The organism is Candidatus Dojkabacteria bacterium (assembly GCA_030583845.1).
GTDB lineage: Bacteria > Patescibacteriota > Dojkabacteria > SC72 > JAHDCA01.
Genome location: CP129478.1, coordinates 1,003,940 through 1,025,018, shown reverse-complemented (window position 1 = coordinate 1,025,018; position 21,079 = coordinate 1,003,940). Strand labels below are relative to the sequence as shown.

At 40.0% G+C, this 21,079-nt stretch carries 22 protein-coding genes and 1 tRNA gene; 13 read left to right on the top strand and 10 right to left on the bottom strand.

From position 1 onward, the window contains the following. Positions 1-169: 169 nt before the first annotated feature. The gene (locus tag QY318_04835; protein WKZ31131.1) at positions 170-535 is read right to left on the bottom strand and encodes a hypothetical protein; all 366 of its coding nucleotides are present in this window, start codon (positions 533-535) and stop codon (positions 170-172) included. A 97-nt stretch (positions 536-632) separates the two neighbouring features. Here QY318_04835 and QY318_04830 point away from each other — a divergent pair, with 97 nt between their 5' ends. Further along, positions 633-1,157, top strand: a complete 525-nt coding sequence (locus QY318_04830; GenBank protein WKZ31130.1) for a DUF6512 family protein — start codon at positions 633-635, stop codon at positions 1,155-1,157. Between the two features lie 128 nt (positions 1,158-1,285). Here the strand turns inward: QY318_04830 and QY318_04825 are convergent, their stop codons facing one another. The 3 genes from QY318_04825 to QY318_04815 all read right to left on the bottom strand — a co-directional run bounded on the left by QY318_04825 (position 1,286) and on the right by QY318_04815 (position 3,031). Beyond that, a complete protein-coding gene (locus QY318_04825; GenBank protein ID WKZ31129.1) occupies positions 1,286-1,975 on the bottom strand; it encodes a hypothetical protein in 690 nt (229 codons plus the stop codon). 76 nt (positions 1,976-2,051) lie between these two features. After that, positions 2,052-2,534, bottom strand: coding sequence for a hypothetical protein (locus tag QY318_04820; protein WKZ31128.1), 483 nt, complete (start codon positions 2,532-2,534; stop codon positions 2,052-2,054). Between the two features lie 29 nt (positions 2,535-2,563). Beyond that, complete coding sequence (locus QY318_04815) at positions 2,564-3,031, bottom strand: hypothetical protein (protein WKZ31127.1); 468 nt, start codon at positions 3,029-3,031, stop codon at positions 2,564-2,566. A gap of 171 nt (positions 3,032-3,202) precedes the next feature. Here QY318_04815 and QY318_04810 point away from each other — a divergent pair, with 171 nt between their 5' ends. The 6 genes from QY318_04810 (at position 3,203) to QY318_04785 (ending at position 9,947) form a co-directional block, all read left to right on the top strand. Next, positions 3,203-3,529 (top strand): nucleotide pyrophosphohydrolase, encoded by a 327-nt coding sequence (locus QY318_04810; protein ID WKZ31126.1) that lies wholly within the window; start codon positions 3,203-3,205, stop codon positions 3,527-3,529. A 2-nt stretch (positions 3,530-3,531) separates the two neighbouring features. Then, positions 3,532-5,103 carry a DUF2075 domain-containing protein gene (locus QY318_04805; protein WKZ31125.1) on the top strand — a complete coding sequence of 524 codons (1,572 nt, stop codon included), beginning with the start codon at positions 3,532-3,534 and terminating at the stop codon, positions 5,101-5,103. A 217-nt stretch (positions 5,104-5,320) separates the two neighbouring features. Beyond that, positions 5,321-5,521, top strand: coding sequence for a hypothetical protein (locus tag QY318_04800; protein WKZ31124.1), 201 nt, complete (start codon positions 5,321-5,323; stop codon positions 5,519-5,521). A gap of 195 nt (positions 5,522-5,716) precedes the next feature. Next, positions 5,717-6,361: a prolyl oligopeptidase family serine peptidase gene (locus QY318_04795; GenBank protein WKZ31123.1), complete on the top strand. Its 645-nt coding sequence runs from the start codon at positions 5,717-5,719 to the stop codon at positions 6,359-6,361. A 193-nt stretch (positions 6,362-6,554) separates the two neighbouring features. After that, positions 6,555-7,649 carry an ATP-binding protein gene (locus tag QY318_04790; GenBank protein ID WKZ31122.1) on the top strand — a complete coding sequence of 365 codons (1,095 nt, stop codon included), beginning with the start codon at positions 6,555-6,557 and terminating at the stop codon, positions 7,647-7,649. A 6-nt stretch (positions 7,650-7,655) separates the two neighbouring features. Next, the gene (locus tag QY318_04785) at positions 7,656-9,947 is read left to right on the top strand and encodes a S8 family peptidase (GenBank protein ID WKZ31121.1); all 2,292 of its coding nucleotides are present in this window, start codon (positions 7,656-7,658) and stop codon (positions 9,945-9,947) included. 364 nt (positions 9,948-10,311) lie between these two features. On the opposite strand, the gene QY318_04780 is transcribed toward QY318_04785, so the two are convergent. Next, positions 10,312-10,388: transfer RNA gene (locus tag QY318_04780), tRNA-His, on the bottom strand. Between the two features lie 74 nt (positions 10,389-10,462). Next, the gene (locus QY318_04775; protein WKZ31120.1) at positions 10,463-10,969 is read right to left on the bottom strand and encodes a hypothetical protein; all 507 of its coding nucleotides are present in this window, start codon (positions 10,967-10,969) and stop codon (positions 10,463-10,465) included. A 179-nt stretch (positions 10,970-11,148) separates the two neighbouring features. On the opposite strand from QY318_04775, the gene QY318_04770 reads away from it, so the two are divergent. Together QY318_04770 and QY318_04765 are read left to right on the top strand one after the other, a co-directional pair. Then, positions 11,149-12,084 carry a hypothetical protein gene (locus QY318_04770; protein WKZ31119.1) on the top strand — a complete coding sequence of 312 codons (936 nt, stop codon included), beginning with the start codon at positions 11,149-11,151 and terminating at the stop codon, positions 12,082-12,084. A gap of 8 nt (positions 12,085-12,092) precedes the next feature. Next, positions 12,093-12,677 carry a sigma-70 family RNA polymerase sigma factor gene (locus QY318_04765; GenBank protein ID WKZ31118.1) on the top strand — a complete coding sequence of 195 codons (585 nt, stop codon included), beginning with the start codon at positions 12,093-12,095 and terminating at the stop codon, positions 12,675-12,677. Here QY318_04765 and QY318_04760 read toward each other — a convergent pair. Then, complete coding sequence (locus tag QY318_04760) at positions 12,657-13,235, bottom strand: hypothetical protein (protein ID WKZ31117.1); 579 nt, start codon at positions 13,233-13,235, stop codon at positions 12,657-12,659. The two genes, QY318_04765 and QY318_04760, sit on opposite strands and share 21 nt — an antisense overlap. A gap of 33 nt (positions 13,236-13,268) precedes the next feature. Further along, on the bottom strand, positions 13,269-13,586 hold the full coding sequence (locus QY318_04755) for an MGMT family protein (GenBank protein WKZ31116.1): 318 nt from the start codon (positions 13,584-13,586) through the stop codon (positions 13,269-13,271). A gap of 85 nt (positions 13,587-13,671) precedes the next feature. Between QY318_04755 and QY318_04750 the strand changes: the two genes are divergently transcribed. The 3 genes from QY318_04750 (at position 13,672) to QY318_04740 (ending at position 17,251) form a co-directional block, all read left to right on the top strand. Next, complete coding sequence (locus QY318_04750) at positions 13,672-14,211, top strand: hypothetical protein (GenBank protein WKZ31115.1); 540 nt, start codon at positions 13,672-13,674, stop codon at positions 14,209-14,211. 93 nt (positions 14,212-14,304) lie between these two features. Next, positions 14,305-16,227 carry a hypothetical protein gene (locus tag QY318_04745; GenBank protein WKZ31114.1) on the top strand — a complete coding sequence of 641 codons (1,923 nt, stop codon included), beginning with the start codon at positions 14,305-14,307 and terminating at the stop codon, positions 16,225-16,227. A 106-nt stretch (positions 16,228-16,333) separates the two neighbouring features. Beyond that, positions 16,334-17,251: an alpha/beta hydrolase gene (locus QY318_04740; protein ID WKZ31581.1), complete on the top strand. Its 918-nt coding sequence runs from the start codon at positions 16,334-16,336 to the stop codon at positions 17,249-17,251. A gap of 25 nt (positions 17,252-17,276) precedes the next feature. On the opposite strand, the gene QY318_04735 is transcribed toward QY318_04740, so the two are convergent. After that, entirely contained in the window at positions 17,277-17,906 is a 630-nt protein-coding gene (locus tag QY318_04735; protein WKZ31113.1) for a hypothetical protein, read from the bottom strand. Between the two features lie 136 nt (positions 17,907-18,042). Here QY318_04735 and QY318_04730 point away from each other — a divergent pair, with 136 nt between their 5' ends. Then, positions 18,043-19,272, top strand: coding sequence for a hypothetical protein (locus tag QY318_04730; GenBank protein WKZ31112.1), 1,230 nt, complete (start codon positions 18,043-18,045; stop codon positions 19,270-19,272). A gap of 1 nt (position 19,273) precedes the next feature. On the opposite strand, the gene QY318_04725 is transcribed toward QY318_04730, so the two are convergent. Then, a complete protein-coding gene (locus tag QY318_04725) occupies positions 19,274-20,908 on the bottom strand; it encodes a hypothetical protein (protein ID WKZ31111.1) in 1,635 nt (544 codons plus the stop codon). Positions 20,909-21,079: the final 171 nt, after the last annotated feature.

The window sequence follows — 21,079 nt, the reverse complement described above, 5'->3', positions numbered from 1 at the left end:
GTATATCTGTGTCATAACGTAAACTGTGATTCTCAAGTGTTATTCTAATATAGTTTTTTACCTTACACGGAAAAATAGCTATAAGTGATATCCTAGAGTAGATCTGTGTTAGTTAAGCATTCCCTAGCCAGCTGGTGTCAGAGATGCCGGCTAGGCAACAAATGCTACCCTACTCCTTCACCACCTTCCCAATAGGCAATGATTTGCTAACCACTACCCCGTCTAGTACCTCCGCTTTTACTTCCTCTCGGGTACGACCATCATAGGCTACATCTACCGCATATGATGGGAACTTCGCTAAAAGCGGTTTGATGTATGTATCACCAAACCAGCCTCCTACTGTTCCCTCTGCATAATATGTAAATTGAAGTCCAAAATTTTTGTCTGAGACTGAACGAACGATTAGCTCGTAGAAGTTTTCGTCTTTAGCCCACTCCTGGGCGACTGTGATGAGATCTCTGAAACCTGCGACTTTGTAGTCGAATTTGATGACTCCGCATACAAAATGCGAAGAGTATCTATTTTGTTCTGACATTTCTGACTTTGCTAAATTTAAACTGACTTAATCTGACACCAGGTAATTATACCACGTTATGGTGTACAATTAGCTATTCCACTATTACGAACAACACATGAATCAAATAGCTATTGTTGAATTAATAGGAATCCCAATAATATTCATCTTAGGCTCATTTTTTCACTTTCTTTATAAATATGGAGGTAAAAGGCCTTGGATGGCTATATTTAGTCCTGTTAATGAAAGTATTTGGGAACATTTGAAGATCGCTTTTTATCCAGCTTTAATTTTTGCAATCTTTCAATACATTTTATTAAACCAGTCTACGTTGAAATTTTTTAGTTCTGAAATTATCGGGATTTATGTCATGATCCTCTTTATTTTAGTTGCAGAATGGATCTATCCAAGGATTCTAGGAAAGAACGTATTAGTATTAGATTTAGCTGTATTTCTAATTGCGATAATTTTAGGTCAGCTAACCTCCTATTTCTTGTATATTAATACTAATTTTGAACTACCTATGTGGGTAATTCTTCTAGTTATTTTTGGGCAGAGCATAATTTTTGGGATATTAAGCTTCAAACCGTTAAGGCTGCCTTTGTTTAGGGATTCTGTTGATGGTAAGTATGGGATTAAGTAGGAGAAGTATGCAAGAAAGAGGTAGACTTATTCCCAGGGAGATGTAAAACGGACATTATTGTTGGGTCTCAATGGATGGGAAATGGTGTTTGTATGATGGCTAGGTTCTTGACTAGTGTGAGCCCCAAATTATACCTGCAAGTCAATTTCAACAAACTGTAAACAGTGTGGCGAATCAGGACCTTTCTCAAATAATATGGATCTCATCGCATCTGTGTCAGTTTCTAAAGCTGGTACTGTGACATTAACTCCTTGAGATCTCAATCCAGTTATATATTGGCTCACCATGTCCCTGTACATTTCGGGCCATGCTTTATAGTAGATTCCATCTGGAACAAACGACATTAATTCTGAAAACATTAATCCGTAATTTGATGAGAGGTGTGAATATGCCCAGCTATAAAATTCTTGCATGAAAATGCTCCAATCTTTATAGTCTAGGCCTCTAATCCCTTCTAAACCAAATGCACCGATTGGATTACATAGGATAATATCTGGCTGAACGGGCAAACATATCGAATCTCTAGCCACAGGATCAAATAGGTCAGCTACAAGCACTTCTGCATGTGTATTTATACCTGGATTTAATCTAATGCCGGTCCAACTGTCCGCTTTTCGCATGAATGCTTTTCCTGTGTTACCTCCCGGTCCAAAGAGATCGAGCACATTTGACGGAAGTCCATTCCGTTTTCTGTGTTCTATCAGCTCAACAATTGACACTGTCTTGAGTCTGATTGCATCTTCGATCTGTTGATATCTATTCCCGGTAGATGGCCAATCCTTTTTATTATGTGCACTTACAAAGGATGCTTTACTCATTTAATTATGCATTTCATCGCTATGTAAAAAGAAAATGGGGCAGGAATTTCGTGAATTATACATTTCAAACGAAATTTTAGGAATCTGAAACAGATAAGTATTGAACCTTATTATCTCTGATATACATCAGATACTTTTCCATGTCTGGTAGATCTGGTTCTGCTATATGAATGAACTGTAATCTAGTGTCAGTACCAACTAATATTTGCGAAATCCTATACATTGTCCAATTACAAAAGCTATCGGTAAAGTCAGCGCTTATGCCAATACTGCCAAATCCATTTTCTGGGTAATCAAGAGTATATTCATAAATGCCCCCTACATCCAACTTCTTAGCATGGTTGTATTGATTTACTGCTCTACTCTCGAAATTTGATTTGTTTGTAGGGCTTTTGGCTACGCCTATAACGATTGTAGGTTTCAACTTTATAATTTCATCCTGAAAAAGCTGAAAATCGGACGTTAGTTTATGAAACTCAAATACTGACAGCCCTAGACAGGATTTGTAAGGGAAGTTCTTAAATGTATATATTAGTGGCTCAAACATGAACTTTTTCACTTATTCTTATACCTTGTTAATCGTTATTTTTAACTATTGATTGCGATAAGCTCGTCATTTGTGATCGTTATATTCCCCTCTCTATCAACAAACCTAATAGTTCTCTTCTCACGCATATACTTCAGAAATGCATACGGCCTTCGCCTACTCAGATACAGTGTATCACTCTGATTGATGTAGCACTCCTGCTCAAATGCAGATGCAAGATATGAGTCTAATGGTGATAATTTTCGGAAGTATCTGTAATAGATTCGCTCTGCCGCGATAAAGATGAAATAGAATATGAAAAGTAACTCCAACTGCTGGCGAAAATGAATCTTCTCGTGATTTATCCATGTGGGGTTATTTGGATGGTCTGGAAAACGGAGGTAGAGGAAAGGGTAAAATGCTCCAGCTTTGACGCTTTCTGGGTTGGCAAAGCCATTTAGTCTGCCTATGAGGGTGCAGAGTGTGGGCGATTGGATTTCTATGTAGTATTTTTTTAGGTTGATTCGCATTGGGGTAGTATAAAGGCCTATGAGTGAAAAGACCACTAAACTGGCAGGCAGAAATACAACTACACAGAATAGTAAAATTGAACTTGGAGTTTGAACTATTGTTGTGAGGGTATCTGTATCCCCTAAACATCAAGTGATAGAATGTTAAAGTATAATTAAAAGATTAAGTTTATGAAACACTCAAAATTACTAGAAAGACTCATAAATTTTCGGGATGCAAGAGATTGGAAACAGTTCCATACCCCGCAAAATCTTGCCAAATCATTATCTATCGAAGCAGGAGAGTTATTAGAATGCTTCCAGTGGACGGATAAATATGACCTAGAGGATGTTAAATCAGAAGTAGCAGACCTCTATACCTATCTTCTTCTGTTTGCAAATTCACTAGATATTGACCTTGAAAAAGTAGCTTCAGATAAATTAGCAATAAGTGAAGAAAAATATCCTGTTGAGAAAGCTAAAGGTAATGCCACCAAATATACCAAATTCAAGAAATAGCTATGTACGAGATCAAGAAATTTAATTACAGGAAGGATCAATTTACAAATGTAAGGGATTATCGATACGGTGAGAATTGGCCAATAGTGTATATTCTTGAAGACGGTAAGGAAGCCTATATTGGAGAAACTACAGCAGCATATAGACGGGCTAGCCAGCATTTCGAGAAGGCAGACAGGGCTAAGCTAAACTCAATGTATATAATTGCAGATGATGAATATAACAAGTCTGCTACGCTTGACATAGAATCCTCCTTGATTAGATATATGTCCGGCGATGGTAAATACCTATTACAAAATGCTAATTTTGGAATACAGGAGTCAAATTATTACGATAGAGAGCGTTATCAAGCTAAATTTGAGACTATTTGGAAAGAACTTCAAAAGTTAAAAGTAGTCGATAATGATCTTGTTCAAATTCAAAATAGTGATTTGTTTAAATATTCTCCGTACAAAGCCCTCTCGCAAGATCAGCTAGACGTCGTTGATAAGATAATGTCCAGTATTAAATTTGGGGAAAGAATTCCCCATCTTGTATCCGGTGAGCCAGGAACGGGGAAGACAATTGTAGCCACCTATCTAGTAAAAGCATTAAGCATGAAGAAATGGTCTAAAGACTTAGAGATAGGTCTTGTTATTCCAATGACATCGCTTCGTAAAACACTTAAGCGCGTCTTTAGAAATATTAAGGGTCTAACGCCAGGTATGGTAATTGGTCCTAATGATGTAGTAAGGAAAAAGTACGATATCTTGATTGTTGACGAAGCCCATCGGCTACAAAGACGGGTAAACCTAACAAACTATAGAGATTTCGATAAGATCTCTGCATCTTTAGGACTTGAGAAAGACTCTGCTACACAATTAGACTGGATCCTGCAATCATCAAAGCATCAAGTGCTATTTTATGACAAGTATCAGTCAGTAAAGCCAGCTGACATTAAATATAACGCATTAGACAATATTTCCTTTGTAAACCACAAATTAACTTCTCAGATGAGAGTCAATGGAGGAATGGACTATATAGAATATATAAGGGATATTTTAAACTGCTCCAATCCGTATCCAAATAAATTCTATACCTATGAATTCAAACTCTTTAATAATATAAAAGATATGGTCTTGGCAATCAAAGAAAAGGATTATGATTACAGTCTTTCAAGGATACTCGCAGGATATGCCTGGGAATGGAAGACCAAAGGAAACAATGAGATCGATTATGATATTGAAATTGACGGCACACGGCTTAAGTGGAATAGTGTCACAGAAGATTGGGTTAATTCACCTAATGCAGTAAATGAAATTGGGTGTATTCACACGATTCAGGGCTATGATCTGAATTATGCAGGTGTAATAATTGGACCCGAGATTTCTTACGACAAAAACAAACATAAAGTGGTTGTTGATAAATCAAAATACCTCGACTTCAATGGAAAGAGAGCAATTTCTGATCCAGCAGAATTAGAAGCATACATAAAGAACATATATACAACTCTACTCACTCGTGGTATTAACGGAACATATGTATATATAGTTGATGATTCATTGAGGCAATATATGAGTCAGTACTTTTTATAAATTTCTTAAAAAAAGAGCTCATCTTTTACAAAGATCAGACCGTGTAATAACAGTTGAGGTTAATCTCGAAAATGAGACCGTTTGGTTAACCCAAAAACATATAGAGAAACTGTTTGATAAAGACACTAACACAGTTATGAGCCTTCTCAAAACATATATAAAGTAGGCGAGTTAGATAGAAACTCAACTACCCGGAAATTCCAGGTAGTTCAAGAAAATGTGTGCAGAAAATGATCTTAACGAATCTAAAGTTCAAGAAATTATTGATGAATATCTATTTACAGAGAGAAAGCATATTGGAGATGAGGTTGTTAAGTCATTAAATACCCCTCCCAAAATCCTCGAGAGGCGATCACTTACCGATAAAACGATGGGTTTGATTCTTAACTTTGTTGAGACGCTTTTTGAGGGTGTGTAGTGATTGGAAGATAGCTAAGCTAGAATAGATATTGGAGGATTTGATAGCAAGGCTAGATGAAATTATGACTCACATAGGGTCAAGACTCTGACCTGCAGATTTATCGTCCATATTCGAATTCGCTAAGAGTCACGAATGTGGTCAGTTAGTTGACGAGATTAGGAACTATTTTCTTTTAGAAGTTATAATTGGTTTATGGACATATTAATTATACCGGGGTTCACCGGTTATCCAGAAGAAGTCACTTTCAAAGAATTGGGAGAAGAGCTTCAAGCCACTGGTCACATAGTGACTAAGATTGCATGGCCTCACATCCCTGATAAAATGAGCAAGTATAGTTTTTCAGAAACCATCGCAACTGCAAGAGCAACTCTCAATGCGATAGAAAGCAAAGAACTCATAATTCTAGGGTTCTCTATGGGAGGAATAATTGCAACTCTCCTAGCAACTGAATTCCCTCCGAAGAAACTTGGCTTAATTGTAAGTCCTTATCAGGTTGGAAGTGAGTATGACCTAGCTGGAAAGTATAAGGAGTGGAAAGAAACAGGTTATCGCAAAGTTACTTCTTCAAAGTTTGGTGAGCTCAGTATTCCCTTTTCGTTTATTGAGGATGCCCAAGAATATAATGCAATTGATTATATTCAGAATGTTACCTGCCCAGTTTTATTTGTTGTTGGTGAAGAAGATGAGAAGGTTCCAATGTCGGTAACCAGAAAGATCTTTGATAAAGCAAATGCGCCAAAAGAATGGTGTCAGATTCCTGAAATGGAGCATAAGTACCAGTATCAACCAAAAGTTCTAGAAGAGGTTAATAAGGTTATTGTCGAATTTATCAGCTAAGGTGAGTATGGAGTATTTATTGGGGTGCTTTGTGTGACGCATTCTTAAACCTGAAGATAAGCTTCAATCTCAGCGCGAACAATTTTCGACAATTTGCCAGCTAACGACTTATTACGGAATTATATATACTTGCATATTCGTAATTATAGTTGTAACCTATACTTATATAGTAATGTATTATGCAAATACGGAAATGTCCTTTAAAGTTGATTTCGTAGAAAAATTTATTAAAGCAGCTTCCGAGAACAATATTAATATTGTCAATAAAATGATAATTCAGGAAATTGAAGAAGCGAAAGCAAAGGGCCATTATAAAATAGTTAAACGTTTGGAAAAGATACGCTCAGAAATGATGCTCCTAGATAGTTTCTCAGGACAAAAAACAAGAGCCAACATTATAATTGATAAAAACGAGAATCTATATGAACGTAACACACCAAAAATCTCTATTTCAAATGTAACTTTAGACAAGTTTACTCACAAAGTTATTAATAGCTGGCTTCAAGAGTGGAAAGCACGTGACAAGCTTGAAAAAGAGAACATTTACCCTTCTAATTCAATATTACTTTATGGAGCACCAGGCACAGGAAAGACAATTCTTGCGAATGCAATAGCTAACGAGTTAAATCTTCCTTTAATATTAGTAAGATTAGACGAAATAGTTTCCTCGTACTTAGGTAAAACAGGTAAGAATATTCGTTCCATATTTGAAATAGCGAAAAACGAGAATGTTATAATCTTTCTGGATGAAATTGATACAATAGCTAAACACAGAGATGATTCATCAGAGCTTGGAGAATTAAAAAGAGTCGTGACAGTACTTCTACAAAATATAGACAACTTCCCTAAATCCTCGATATTAATTGGAGCGACAAACCACGACTCACTCTTAGATAAAGCACTCTGGAGAAGATTTGAAACACGGTTAGAGTTAAAATTACCACTTATATCAGAGAGACGACAGTTATTTCAAACATACTTATCGAATAGTACTAACGACTTACCTCTTAAACTACTCGTTAAATATAGCGATGGGCTAAGTGGCTCAGCAATACAACAAATCTCTTTAAGAATTAAACGAAAACTAGCACTAGCAGAAAATAGTGAAAATATTACAATAATCTCGCTAAAAGAACTCTTTTTAGTATTGCAGATGGAAAATATACTGAACAAAAATGATGCTTACAAAATAGCTCAAGAATTAACAAATTTAGGATTTACAAAACAACAAATATCCGAAAGCACAGGTATTCCATACACAACTCTCATTGATAATATAAAATCATAAGATAACATGGAAATTCTTTACACCTTAAAAAACAAAGCAACTAAAGAAGCGAAACAAGCGCACGGGAGCGATTTCTGGGAAACTCATTGGGAAAACGATGACTATATAACAGAGGAAGGATATATAAACCGTTTGAACACAATAACAAGTGCTGTTAATAGTAGTATCGAATCTGAACCATCCATTACCAGTCGAAGGTATATTGAAGTTAATCTTGATGAAAAAGCAGCATCGAAAACAAGCAAACCTCATAGACTGTGGGATATGAATAATATTCGGATAGTATCGTCGTCCACCGATAATAAAATCATAATAAGTGCTGAATTGCCGTCCTTAACAACTCTGAAAAAATCACTAGAGGAAGCATCATACATTAAAGCGAAAGAGAAATTAGATGATGTTAGAACAATTGATAGAAATGCATTCAGAGAAGTATATGCATTCACAGGTGCAAGCGTTTATTCCAGGAAAATAACAGAAAGAATTGATACGCACTTGTTTCAGAAATTATCCCAAATTCCTAATCAAAAAATCGAATGTATTATTGAGATGGCTTCATATATACCCTTTGAACAATACGATGTGCTTTTTAATGCAATTGCACAAAAATTAGATAGTGACGACTTGCAGAAAGTAGATGCGAAATTTTTTATAAATAATCAAATGTACTTTTTAGCATCAATTACGAAGTCTCAAGTCGAGGCTATGCTTTCTGACGCAAAATTGGATGATATAGCATACATATACCCTCTTGGAGCCATGACGGCAAGTAGAAGCTTACCTTCAATCGATATTAACTCAATAAGCATAACTCCCCCTCAAACAGATGAAATAATCGGCTTGATAGATAGTGGTATTAATTCTAAAGCTATCAGTTCATCAGTATTTCATACTGAGAAATATATTCCCAGTCACAAATTGGAAGATACATCGCACGGCACTTTTGTTGCAAGCAGAATATTATATGGGGGAAATATTACTTCGCTATTAACTAGTTCAACTCTAACTCCAATTGCTCAAATTCTGAACTTACAGGTTTTATACCAAGGAGCTGACGGTGCACCAGAAATAGAAGATTTATTTTCTTTAGCCGATGTTATAGAAAAGTCATTAGGTAAATATCCAAAAGTTAAAATCTATAATTTATCCATTAATAATAAATTACCCATTGAGAGCAGGAAAATACATCCAATAACTGTATTAATAGATTATTATTCGAGAAAATATGATGTCTTATTTATAGGAAGCTCAGGAAACCACGATTCCTATTTGGGATATTCGACTTATGATGAAATTATCAGCTCAAATGGTATTGAAATAGCATCCCCAAGTGATGCAATTAATATGCTAACAGTCGGTTCCGTAGCTGAAATTACTGATGATACAACGTGGAGCCCAGTGAATGGTGCCCCTTCACCATTCAGTCGAGGAGGGCATAATAGAGATTACATTATTAAGCCAGAGTTAGTCGCACATGGTGGTGAGATTTGTATGGATAATAATCTTGAACAGTCAAAGAGAAACTACGGTGTTGAGGGCATTGTAGGGGACAAAATTGAAAAAGACAACGGAACAAGCTTCAGCACACCTTTAGTCACTAGAGAAGCCATATTTGCATTAGATTATTTACATAATTCAGACATCAACGAGCACCTAGAATTAACAAATAACTATGCTAATACAATAAAAGCGATGCTTATACACTCTGCTGAGATGCCTATACAACAGCCTACGGGGAATATGCAAAAATTCTTAGGTATGGGTACACCCAATATTGCAAAGCTATTATCTTCAAATTCATCAAACGTAAATATTCTCTATGCAGACACAATTAAAGGTTCTTTCAAAAAGCATAGAGTTTTAGTAGATATCCCGAATGAATTAATTGATAAAAAACTTCAAATAACATTTACATGCGTTTACAACCCACCAGTGAATAATGCTTATGTAGATAGTTATAATCGCCACAGCCTTGAAGCGAATGTTCGTTTAATTAAGGTCTTACCGTCAGGTGAAGAAAAAATATCTTACTTATCCAAATTAAAAGGGAGAAAGAAAGTAAATGGGAAGAAATTCTCCTTAATACATTCAGAGACTTTTAGAAATAAATTTCCAGCAGGCAAGATTGAGGTTATAACTCAGTTAACAACAGAAGATGACGATACAACGATAGAGCAAAATTATTGTTGGATATTATCAGTCAGTGACCCAAGTGAGAATATTGATGTACAATCAATTTTAGAAAACTCAGCTCAACTTGAACAGATTATCCGACAAGAAGTTGAGGTATCACTTTAGTATTTTGGGGTAAATTTTATTCTATGAACATATCAACTATTAAAGAAGAATTAGAAAAGTTAATGGGTGAAGGGTACTACTCCAGACCAATATGACAATTTACGAGCTAAATGGACTAAACAGAAAAAACAATGAAGACAGGCTTAACTTAATAAGCCAAGCAGACGAAGAGTACTATATTACCTCTGCAATGCTATTAAACCTAGCTTCAAGAAGTCATGAGCTATTTATGGGTTCTGAACCTGATCAGAAACGACAACTTATCACACTTACACTTCAGAACCTATCTATCAAGGATGGAAAACTGCGTTATGACTGGATAAAACCGTTTGATTCTATCTTCAATTCTGCCAAGAGTCACGAATGGGGTGGAAGATGGGGCTTGAACCCACAACCCTCGGTTCCACAAACCGATGCTCTAACCAATTGAGCTACATCCACCACAAACAACACTTACACAACATAAGCGGCACACAATTATACTATCTCACCGCGCAAACTCCAACTCTACACCATTACCTCGTCATTGCCAGATCATTGAATGGATAGGCTATCGGGAACAGCTCAACCCCCTCTTGTCGCTCCCACCTCATCCCCTCACCTAACTGTGGTCGGTTCATCACCACAGGCGAAAATGGGTTTAAAAATGCGAAATCCCATTCATTATATGTATCTATGCGGCAAAGTCCCGCAGAATCTTGGCCATTAATGGGAAATATTGGTGCATACATATTCAACCCTGCCTCGTGTGCCTGCTGCATCGTTACAATTAGCGATCTCGATAGATGGTTGCTACAATAATGATCATAAAGTAGCGACCGCAGATCAGTCTCCTTTCCACCCATTACTCCAATACCTGTCCTCTTGTCATATGGCTGTAGGGATAGAGCGTGAACAGCATCAGGAAGCCTCAGCGCTACTTCATACAGATATTGTCCTGTCGTCTCAAGAGATTCGAGGGGAAGTTTTAAGAAATATTTTGCTAAATATTGGCGGGCAGAGCCTGTTTCGAAGCTTTCCATAAGCTGGTCGTGTTTTAGTACAGGAACTTGGTGAAACATTTGTAAGGTTATAAAGAATTTAGTCGGTCGGATTATACATTATATGAAGCTGACTCTGCTAGAGATTTAAACCTCTTTTGCCGTATTTTATGACCTAAATCCGTATATAATAGTAACTAAGCTTATAAATGCGGAAAAATATGGAGCAGAATGATTTTCTAAACAAATTAAACTCTCTTGATAGCCTTACTAATGAAGGCCTGAAAGAGAGGCTTAAGAATCAGCTTCTCGCTAGCTATGACGACTTAATTAGAACTAATGCGTCCCAAGTGCATGAACCTCGGCATCTCTTCCTCAAATTGGCGAGTTTCAAGACGGTAACAGTGCTCGTTTTCGTTCTAGTCGCCTCAATCCTTATGTTTTTCCTCAACAATAAAGGAGTGATTGAAGCAGTTGCAGAGTGTGGTATCAACATCGACTGTTATATAGGCAGCAGTAAGACTACCAACAAATATGGCATGGAGGTGAAGCTACTTTATTATGAAGGCACAGACGGACCTGGATTCTCTGGTAGTAACTTTGATGAAGAAAGTGCGCAGGAAATTATCAAAGACATGGGTGGAGAGCTTATATCGAGTTCAGATGATAGATACATATACTCATTGCCAGATACCGGCCATCTTGTCGATATTACCAGAGAGTACGATGAGAATGGCGCAGAATATTGGGCTGTATCTACAGTTAATATGGATTGGTTGGAATCGGGGATATTTCTAGATCTGTATTTTGGTGAAGAATTTGTCAAAGATAATATGGATTCAAGAGGTGGCACTTTGTCCAACTCTGTGTACAGAGACACAGCCCACACAGTAGCGGAGCTCGACTCACTAATTAATCAGGGTGGATATGTGAGGAATCACGAAGGGTGGAATGCATATCTAGACAGACCAGTACCAGATAGTTTTTATGAAGATATATATATGTATGATATAGAAATTGACGGTGTTTGGTATTTTCTTGAGCTCAGTTGGACGCAAGGCAACTTCTTAACTCTTAGAAGACTAGAAGATGGAACACTCGTGCAGAAAACCGACAAACCGATGTCCGACCTGATAACTTATCTTGAACAAAACTAGATAGAATCATGAACAGACGAACTGTAACTGAGCTTGATAAGCTTGCTGTCGAAGCTGCTAATGATAAAGAGTCGTTTGGACGCCTTTACGAAGAGACTTACGACAAGCTATTTAGGTATCTCTATTGGAAATGCGGAGATAGGGATACCTGTGAGGATCTTCTTTCAGAAGTGTACGTAACGCTTCTTGAGAAGATTCATGAGTACGACTATCGTCGAGCTTCATTCGTGACATGGTTGTATAAGATTGCTGCAAATCGGCTTACGGATAGATACAGAATGAAGGAGATTGAGAGTATTGATATGAGTGAGGCTGAACTGGCACTTGAAGGTGACGAAGTGGAGGCTCAGGTTGAGATAGAGGAATTTGTTCGCGAAGTACGCAAGCTGGCTGAGGTGCTGTCTTATAGGGAGAGAGAGATTTTCTTTATGCGTTACGGAATGGAGCTCTCAAATAAAGAGATTTCTGAGGCTTTGAGTATACGGGAGAAATCGGTTAGCTCAACTCTGTCAAAAGCTACTAACAGACTGCGGGATCTCTATTCAGACAAGATTGCTTTACAGAACAATCTTCTACCTAAGTCCACTGTATAGCATTATAAAAGCTGAGTGAGCCCCATTCGTTCTAAAAAGTGCCATCGGTGGATTATCCATAGCGTAAAGCAATTCACAAAAATCCCTCCTGTGCACCGCACAATAAATACCGATCAACCATTCTATGCTTCCACCATCCTGAAGCGCTGGATTACCCTCAAAGTTGGTTGACTCTCCATTCACTATATCCACATGGCTTGAAGTCAGTAAAAGACATCTTACCTCTCTCTGAAAGGTAAGCTTAACAAAATCAAGAAGCTCATCTCTGGTACGCAGCTCACCATTACGAAGCTGTTGAGCATATCCTTTCCATTTGGCTCTAGCTTCGTACCGGCAATAAGAATCCTGATCCATAAATGGATTTTCTGCAATCGCCCATTGCAAGAAGCATTGATCATCTACTTCACCATCATAATAGTTACCTTTCTGATGGCTACGAGCAATTATCTCCTGAATGGCCGACATAAGATCTATTTTCAGTTGTTCTCTTGTGTCTACTCCATGTTCTGGAACCCCACTTCCACCATGTCCAGCACTGCTCAAAAACGGAAGGTTCACGCGGCCAGTATACACCCACCCTAGCGGAAATAGCTACCTCCCATCCCACAGATAGCTCTCTAGCTCCAGAATAAACTGATCATCCACCTTGACCCCCTCATCCCTCAATAGATCTGCCTGAAGCACCTTCTCAAACCCACCATGCCCATGATCGATCGAGAGAAATCCCTTCGCATTTACTACTCGCCACCACGGTATCTGTCTCTCCTCATCTGTGAGCAGTCTAAGCGCGTAACCAACCACTCGTGCGGCTCTAGGATTGCCCAAGATTGAGGCAACCTGACCATATGTGGCCACTTTGCCCTCTGGGATTCTGTTTACTACCTCATATACCTGCTCGAAGTATTTCATGGCTCAATTATAGCAGTCGCATTTATGTAAGGGCGGTTACGATTAGCTATTCTGGCTCGGCGGATACCTTATAGTATAATGGGTGATGAAAAAGGGTAATTTTGGCTTGAGTGCACTACTAGCCACAACTATGTTTCTAGCTAGCTGCAGATCCGAGCCCGCAAAAAGTACTGTCACTCCCCCACCCTATGATACTGGCTACTGTGCGAGAAGTTTCGGTGCGGGAATAGGACATGAGTATGAGCTCGATCAGCCGTTACCCGAGATCGAGACACATCCTTGGGGAGTAGAGGTCGAAATAAATAACAATTACCCGTTTAAGCTTGCCATAGTAGGAACAAATCGCGCTTCACTCTGGATTGAGGAAATTGTTGTTTCTTTGCCAGATGGTACTGAGTATATAGTAGGCCAGCAGGGCAATCTTGAGCCTGTCGCCTTCATCAATCCGCCTGAAGGTGGTGGGCTTGTTTGCATAAACCCTCCACCTGATATTGATCTTAACCTTGCTGGCTCTACCATAACTATCTCTTGGGGGTTAAGTAAACCAGGTCCATACAATGTAATTGTATACGGAGCTGATAATCTATCGCATCGTCAGCATAGCTACCATCCGATTCTAGACTAACTACTGCAAACACCATACTTGTAGCTCAAGCCAACTTGACCCAGCATCAAATCAAAGGGTAGTATGATCAAAGTAAATATACACTGCTACAACATGCAAAATAAGCTAAAACTTGCTGCCGCCCTACTCCTTCTGCTTACTTCGTTTGGCATGTTATTTGTAAATAGTTCGTCGAAGCTAACCAAATCTGCAGAGGCTGGCATTAATGAGAACTTCGAGGAGCTCTCCCCAAGCTTTAACTGGGCAAATTTTTTCCTAACTGAAAGCGGCACTGCCGGAAATGCTAACCATTTTGGTGCATACGCCTTTGAAGAGCTAAACGGCGAGTTGCTTATAGGTATTGGACGCGCCAGACCAGCTGAGTCCAGCGGCTCAATGCTAGTGAAGTACGATGGATCTACAGTCACAAATATTGGCTTATTAAACGAGCAGGGCTTTGTCGACATGGTGAGTACTGGGAGTAGTGTGGTTATAGCGGGTTCAGATCCTGCCCCATGGCCTACAGGTACGCCTCCACAGCTATGGGAATGGGGAAATGTATATATAACTGATGGTGACAGCCTCACTAAATATCGTGAGACTAGCGGACTTGATGGTGTAATTCATACATTCTCAATAAGTCGTGCTGCCGATGGGACGCTCTATTCAGCAACCGGCTCGCAGGACGGGACACATAATAATCAAACTGGCACATGTGTACTTGGCACGACATGTTACGGCGAGATCTTTAGAAGCACAAATGGCGGATCTGTATGGGAAACGCTTGGACCGGCTGGGCCGTATAGAAACTTTGACGTCGCTGAATTTGCTGGCAGACTTTACACTCTTTCAAGTAGTGACTCTACTTTATACCAGCCATACCTTCAGTACAGTAATAATAATGGTGCTAATTGGACTACAATTACCCTTCCTACCGAGATTCATCGCACCCACTTTGTCGAGTTTAACGGACAGCTGCTTATTCTTGGCTATGACGACAGCACGATTTACGGCATTAATCCTGATAACAGCTATGATACTTACACGCTTGATTTTGATATTGGCTATGCGGATGTGGCTGTTCCTACATTTAGGAATTACAATCAGTTCGTGGTAGCTAACGATGGATTTCTTTACACCATTGAGCGCGGAGGAAGGGTGATGCGTAGCAGTGACCTCGAGCATTGGGATGAGCTTTACGATGCTGACAGAAGCTTCATCTCTATCGGATACTGGGCTGCACAGAACGCTATTGTACTTGGTGAGCGAGGTACAGCGGGTAGTGTGTGGATGATTGATATTGATAATGGGGATGTTGTGCAGATTTTGAACCTCGCTAGCGATCTCAACGCGATTGATCTGGCTAATAGCAGCAATCTTGAAAACCCGAGCCATCAGCACACAGGATATTATAGAGTAAGTCGCCTCCTAACTAACGCTGACATACCGCTTGCAGATCTAGTCATAGATCTAGTCGCAAGCAGAGATTGGGCTACTGTGTCCGGCGCAGTCGATATAGAATTAAATAAGTCATTTGTGCACAACTTAGCTGCTGCACCAGGCAGCTACGGTACATTTGATCTGTATGTACCCAAAACAGCTGAGCAAACCTCCGTAATGATCTGCCCAAATGCTATGTCGCTTGAGGATGTCGAGCCTGATTGCTCAGGTGGAATAGAGAAATTTGAGGTTGATTCAGATACAGACATTGTGACTATTAACTCTAATCAGTATTGGCGAGTAACAGGATTAACAGGCACCGGAGGCGTATCATTGCCTGCCCTCTCTGCATCAACTGGCGGAGGAGATGACGGTGGTGGAGATAGTGGCGGCGGGGATAGCGGTAGCGGCGATAGTGGAGGTGCAAACAGCGGCAGCAGCGGTAGTGGAAACGCTAGTGGTGGGACTAGCGGCGAGCTCGTAGCCACCGGGAGTGACCTTAGACAGCTGCTTGCAATCTACGCGGCTTTGATTACGACTATAATGATAATTACCTTCATTAAATCGGCTAGACGTGCTAAATGGAAAAACAGTTAGGAGTATCTTGCCAATTTTTCTGCTGAGTCATTTACACTATACAACTATCTATTAATCATCTAATATTGCCCGTATATAGTTAACGAGTGCAAGTTTACCGAGTGTGATGGTCAAAAATCCCGATACACGCAACGCGAAGAGTAAAATTCAATTTCCTACGAGCTACAATACGATACTGAATGGTAGGAAGGTGTCATATTTCGATACGGAGGGTGAATTGGCAGCCAATAACCCAAATTACCTATCACAGAAGCCACCGTTGCTTTTGATACACGGCTGGATCAGCGTGAAGGAGATATTTGTTACGTTTATTCATGAGCTAAGCCATAAATACAGGGTTATTGCCCCCGATTATCCTGGCTTTGGCTGGTCTGAGGCGATCCAGGTTGGCTCTGAATTAGATGAATTCAGCGATTTTACATCCGATTTCATAGAGCTTCTGAATCTAGGTAAGGTGAATCTGTATGGCGGCTCGCTTGGTGGTGTATTGGCTGCTAAATTTGCTGCAAAATACCCGGATAAAACGATTAAAGTTGTCGCCAGAGCGACGCCAGTGCACTATTCGCAGTTCCCCATCTACTTTACTATGTTGCCAGCAAGGCTATTTCTAAAAATGAAGCCAGTGATCCACAGCTCACAGTTTCGCTATATTTTTCGTAAGATGTGGCACCACGAGCGTAGATCACTAGATGTTCTTGAATGGGATTACTGGGAGGATAAGTTGGATGTTAGAGACAAGGTGCTCGAGGTGATGTTTGACTGCTTTGAGAAGAATGTATCGATAGAGCTAGCGCGTATAAGTATGGTATATCTGCAAAGGCTTGACCTGCTCAAAGAGCTTCGCGATAACAAAGCCGATGGGCTATTTATGATTAACGACTTCGACACAAAGGTTAAAGCAAGGCTTGAACTGTATGAAAAGGTGCCAAACTACAAGATTATGCGATTCAGTTCTAAATCGCATACCTCGCTCGAAGAGGATGTCTCGGAAGTGACACGGAAGATGATTGAATACTACGGATAGTTATCGCAGCTATTGACCTAACAAGCTATTCGCCTAACAGAAGTTCAACATGCGCAACAATCGCATGTATCACATAATTAAGAGGGTAGCGACCTATCAGTCCTGGTATTAGCTCAATTTCTATACTGTAATTAACATATTCGCGGTTGTTTTTATTTGGGCGTGAGTTTGTTGTGCAGATAATTTTCACAAACTCTTTAATGAAAATGCTTTGCACCTTGTTGCTTACTAGCGCTTTGGCTGATTTGACCTCCTTTGTATAGATCTTCTCCTTGTACGAGCTAAGCCGTATGTCTATAGGACTTTCTGGGACTCGAATTGTCTTATGCTCGCTGTTAATTATCTTGTTGCGCTCAATAATGCTGCCGATCTTGCTTTTGCGCTCATAATAATTCTTATAGCTTCTCTCTGTAAAACTTTCGCTATTCATCTGATCCCAGAAGCCTGGCTCAGACTCAAGTATGTCGATTACCTTGTTGAATTTGGTCTTCTTCAGATTGGGGTTAAATCTTAGACCATTGCCATATTTGTAGAATTTGCCAAGCGTCAGTGTAATCCTGTCATAATTATCTGGATTGTACTGCTTCAGCAAATCCTCAATTTTGTCGTGAATAATTGTGACTGTTGCCTCGTGTAACACGGTTTTAATGTACATTAAATCAGCTGCTATATATAATTATACTTATTGGAGAGGGTTATTCAAGGGTCAGCCCGACAGAGGGCGTTCCGGGCCCGGGACGCCCTGGTTCATACAGCCCCAAACCGGGCTGCCCGTACAAGCAAAACCGCAAATGTTGCAAAAAATACATTGGGAGAACAATCCAAATATCGAAGCGCTCCTCATTTCACATATGCCTCATGTTGACGACATTTTCCTTTTTACCCCTGAATTGAAGAGGCTAATGTCAGCGCATCGGGAGAATAGTGGTCAGCAGCTAGATAGCCAAATAGCTACCCAGATTGCAATTAAAGAAGCACACTTCTCGCCTACAGCAAACTTTACTCCAGATGCTTTTAATCAGATCAATGCTCTATACTACTCACAGCAAGATTTTGCCTTCTATAACCGCCTGGGGCTCGCTAGAGCCTTCGACGATTGCCCTCCGCTTACTCGGGCGATTGCATACTTAATGAAATCCAAAGCCACCTCGCAGGGTAAGTTAGACATTACAGAGCTCTCAATTGGTGCCAAGGCCCACGCATGGGTTGAGACTGCCAACCATCTTAGCGATCTAGAGATTCATCTCACTGCGACAGATATAAAAGACCCGAAATACCACTTTGACAAACTGGATTTCATCCCACAAAATCTTACGATCAAATACCAGATAGCCAACATGCTCAATCTGAGCAGCGTAAAATTACCCGCTAACCAAGATATTATCTACTGCACATATTTATTCGACACTATCTGGATGCGCAACGATCTTCACCTGATTAAAGGCGAAGATGGGCAATGGTTTCAGCAGCTGTTCAGGGTGAAAGTGACTGAGCTAGCTCCACATCGCGATAGATTCGTACAACAACTTAAAAATGCTCACTCACCTACTCTACTTGACCGACATGATTTCGAGGCAATCATGATAGAGCATATAACAGTGCCTTTTGATATTGCAGCTTTCGAACATGGCAAGCAAATTAAAGAAGTGCATGAAGACAAAAAGCCCGGTTTTAGCTTAAACTTTCCTGGCGGACTGATTGAATCGATCCAGTATCTGACTAAATATCTTAAGCCAGGTGGCTGCTTTATCCTTGGCGAGATCGCTGCCCATGCCGAGAATCAGGATATCGTCATGCGACCATGCGAAAAGACCGGACTTATTGCCAGATTCCAGGTTGAGGATTATGTCCTCGCCAAAGCCATCCTTGAGGCGCTCGGATATGCCGTTGATATCATGACCTTCGACAAGCTAGCTGATAAATACTTGCTGAAAGGATGGGAGGGGGAGTACAAAATTGAAGATGTGAAGCTAATCAACGGTAATCCGAACAGCTGTGTAGTGGTAATAACCAGAAAATAGATTAGTGATTCTCGTATACATCGTAAAGATAGTCCAACTGCACATACATGACTGGGCCTGCATCTCTATCGTACAGATATGGATCAATCTGAGTAAATAACCCATCAATCTTAGGAGCGTCTATATTGAAATAGTCTGGGTGGCTCAAGAAGTTTACAGTTGTACGCTTATCTATTGGCTGGCCCAGGTTTGGGTAGTTTTCCTTAAAATATGAGAACAGTATTGGTGCGGTACCATTGCTGTCAGTCGAGTCTAGACCGTTATTTGGAAATTCCCAAAGAGTCATCAACTCATCGCCGAAGCCGCTCGAGTCATTCTGGCTGTAGTAGGTTGGACGGTAAGGTTGAGTCGTTGTGCTTAATATCCAAGGGAATGGGATATTGTGACGGCCAAGGCCCTGTTCAGGATCGCTGGAAGTAAACCTGCTTCTTCCCGAAGAATCAGCCACGAAACCATTATCCTCAAGGATTATCAATGTATCAGTTGTCGCATGCCAACCACCAGCTCTAAAGATCTTTGGCTCTGGAAGCCCTTTCTCAGCAAACAACTGCTTCGACCAGGTAATGATCTGTGTGAGCTCATCATGGTTATATCCTGAAACGAGAACATCATAGCCATCGTTAGAGTTCCAACCCCATGCAGGAGCTGTCTTTGGCTCTACACCAGCTGCGCGCACCATATCAAAAAACATATGCAAATGGAGCCCGATTGTATCGCCATGATTCTGCTGCCTTGCCTTCACCCACGCCAGATTTTGGGCTGCAAACTGCTGGTTTACAGCACTAGATACAAATGTCCTCGGGTTGTAGAAATGGGTAATAGGCATGTTGTTATGCTTCTTGGCGATATTGTCGATGCTTTGGAGGTATGCGTACGGGAAATTTTTACCTTCGTGGTCCAATGTCCAGGCAACATATACAGGATATGACACATACACATCTTTGGTCTCAGAGTATGCATAGCCGCATGAGCTCACAATATAGATCCTTGCTTTTTGGATGCCAGGTGTAACAGTGTCAAAGTTTATCTTACCCTGATACGCCTTCGTATCACCCTCTTTTTGGGCTAGCTCTACTTTGACGCCTTGGTCAACCACTTCCGCGCGGATATGGAAATTCTTAATACCATCAGATGCTGCAGCATATTCCTGTGTCATCGCCCCACTTACGACCATTGATTTTTGGTCGTCACTAAACTCTTTTCCTATTAACATCCATTTTCTTGGCGTACTTACTGAGCTGAAAATACTGTCTTTATATGAGTCAAAGTTTGAACAGTTGCTACCATCACTTCGATCAACGATGCTGGCTTCATTTGCGATATCATCTTCATTAAGCTCATCACCGCTTTTTTTATCCTCTACCGGTGGTGCTGATGGTGTATAGAAAAGAATTCTATAGCCTAGATAGCCAAGCGCACCAAATAGCACTACTGTGATAAAGAGTGGAAGAATCGCTGACAGCTTGCTCGACTTTGCCTTCTTTTTACTACCTTGAGGTTGAAATTGGTACTCTGGCTCGTCGGCATAGCGTGGCTGAAGATAGGGAGACTGGTCTGTAAATTGCTGTTTCGGCTGTTGAATTTGGTTGTTGTCGTAAGGCTGGCCACCTGGAGCCCCTTGCTGGTTTTGTGCCATTGCCAATTATATCAAAAAATATTAATTATTCATTAATTTCAAGCTATAAGTTTATACGGAATTTGGTGGCTTCTGTAACAGAGCCATACGCCTTATTTCATTAAATTTTAATGTTGCTCTCTCGCCGCTTCCGTTATAAAATTGCTATAGCAATGCCCAATCCGGCGTGGC